Below are 2456 nucleotides of genomic sequence, written 5' to 3' on the forward strand. Positions count from 1 at the left end.
CAACAAGGCTATTTCAGCACCCGTACGCATATAGCCGCCCATGGCCGACACCTTGGGCAGATAATTCGTATGAGCCGCCTTGCGGTCGTAATAAGCCTTTTGAACCGCCGAACGTTCCATGGCCAAAGCCTTATTATTGCGAAGCGCCAGCGCACGGCAACTGTCGAGCGGCAACTGTCGGGCAGCAGCCTGTCCCATCATGGCCGAGACCATCAATGTAATGACAAAAAATAAGCGTTTCATGTTTTTTCTTTCTTTTGGTGATTTTCCGGAAATACAATCCGCTCCGGTTGTGGCTGCAAAGATACATTTTTATCTGTAACAGGCCGGAAGGCCTCCGAAAAAAGGAACAATTCGCCCGTACATCAGTGTAAAGAACCAGCAAGAACAGGATTATTTATAACATTCTATAAAACAAAATGTTGAACTCAACAACACACTTTACATCAGACAAGACGCACAACAAAGAAAAGATATTTTCAACAGAAAATACGGCTTCCCTTTAACCGTTATTCACCAATCGCGCGCGCCCTGCGGCCAATGCCGTTTTAACACATTTAACTTCCGCTAACCTTTCAGAAGCCGTCAACCAAAGGCCGCATACTGAAATTCAAACAACCTGTATTGGATTTTTAACACGAATACTCAAAATTAAAATTGCAATACGGGGAGTCTCCGAAAAAATACCACCATTTTTCGCTCGCCATCCATCGAAAATAACAGTAAAGAGGGCAATCCTGACAGGACCGCCCTCTTTGCTACTGCAAATATAACCCATTTTTCATCCGAAAGCAAGAAATGTTAAAATACAAAATCCCCTAAAACACGCGAACATGTATTTAATAACGTTAAATAAGAGAAAGGCACACAGGCCGCCCTAAAACACATGCGGAAAAGTCTCCGTAAAACGAAATATCCCCGTTGCTCAGACAATAGTTTGCGGAGGCAAAGCAAGGAGATATGCGTAAAAACTTATGTGCAAATTCTAAAAGACCAAAATATATTTAGTATTTTTGCAGCGTATTTGCACCATCATGAACGAAAACAAAATCTTCAAGATTGACATAGACGAAGTGCTCCGCAACAAAGCCGGACGAAAAGCCGGACGCGTGCCGCGCTTCGTGGTGGCATGGCTCAAACGCATCATCCATCAGAACGAAATAAATGTCTTTCTGGAACGGGAAGGCGATAAACAAGGTGTGCCCTGGCTCAACGACTGCGTGGACTTTCTGGGCATGAGACTCGACGTGAAGGGCATCGAAAATCTGCCGCCGGCCGACAACGGCCGCCTCTACACCTTCGTAAGCAACCACCCCCTGGGAGGACAGGACGGCGTGGCGCTCGGCGCCCTGCTCGGAGGACACTACAACGGCCGGGTGAAGTATCTGGTAAACGATCTCCTGATGAACCTTCACGGACTGGCTCCCCTCTGCATCCCCATCAACAAGGTGGGCGCACAGAGCCGCCGCTTCCCGGCCATGGTCGAAGCCGGTTTCCGCAGCGACAACCACATCATCATGTTTCCTGCCGGACTGTGCTCGCGCAAACAGAAGGGCGTGATACGCGACCTGCCATGGGCCAAGACATTCATTACCAAAAGTATCGAAACACAACGCGACATCGTTCCCATACACTTCGGCGGACACAACTCCGCCAGGTTTTACCGGCTGGCCAACCTCAGCAAAATACTGGGCGTAAAGTTCAACATCGCCATGCTTTTCCTCGTGGACGAAATGTTCCGCAACCGCAACAAAACCTTTACCGTTAAAATAGGCCGCCCCATTCCCTGGAAAACTTTCGACAAGTCCCAAACACCCGCCCAATGGGCTGCCTACATTCAGAATAAAGTATACGAATTGTAAAACACGCCGGAACCCGAGACGGGCACGGCAACGATGAAAAAGAATTTCCAACACCGGTTTATGGAAGAAATCATACAACCCGTCAGTCGCGAACTGCTGAAAGCCGAACTGACTCCCGAACGCCGCCTGCGTTCCACCAACAAAAGCAACAACGACATCTACATCGTAACCTATCAGCAGGCCCCCAACGTGGTACGCGAAATTGGCCGCCTGCGCGAAATAGCTTTCCGGGCAGCCGGTGGCGGCACAGGACTGGCACTCGACCTTGACGAATTCGACACTTGCAAACATCCTTACTACCAACTGATCGTATGGTCGCCCGAAGACGAGCAAATACTCGGAGGCTACCGTTTCCTACCCGGTTCGGAAATGGAGTTCGGAACCGACGGACAACCCCGGCTGGCTACAGGACACATGTTCCGCTTCTCCGAAAAATTCATCCGCGAATACATCCGCGAGACAGTGGAACTGGGCCGCTCTTTTGTCACGCTCGAATACCAGAACACCCGCAAGCTCAGCAAAGGACTCTTCGCCCTCGACAACCTGTGGGACGGCTTGGGAGCACTTACTGTCGTCATTCCGGAACTGAAATAC

General features: G+C 49.7%; 3 protein-coding genes. 2 read left to right on the forward strand and 1 reads right to left on the reverse strand.

What is annotated here, in order from left to right:
* Window positions 1-243 (reverse strand): TolC family protein (locus C5S62_RS00490; protein WP_223301076.1); only part of this gene is annotated, 243 nt, incomplete at its 3' end.
* A gap of 791 nt (window positions 244-1034) precedes the next feature.
* Between C5S62_RS00490 and C5S62_RS00495 the strand changes: the two genes are divergently transcribed.
* Together C5S62_RS00495 and C5S62_RS00500 are read left to right on the forward strand one after the other, a co-directional pair.
* Window positions 1035-1862, forward strand: coding sequence for a glycerol acyltransferase (locus C5S62_RS00495; RefSeq protein ID WP_104403597.1), 828 nt, complete (start codon window positions 1035-1037; stop codon window positions 1860-1862).
* 60 nt (window positions 1863-1922) lie between these two features.
* The coding region (locus C5S62_RS00500; RefSeq protein WP_133159435.1) for a GNAT family N-acetyltransferase at window positions 1923-2456 on the forward strand (534 nt) is incomplete at its 3' end.

The sequence above is a fragment of the Prevotella sp. MGM2 genome, assembly GCF_002933955.1.
In the GTDB taxonomy this organism is placed as follows: Bacteria; Bacteroidota; Bacteroidia; order Bacteroidales; family Bacteroidaceae; genus Alloprevotella.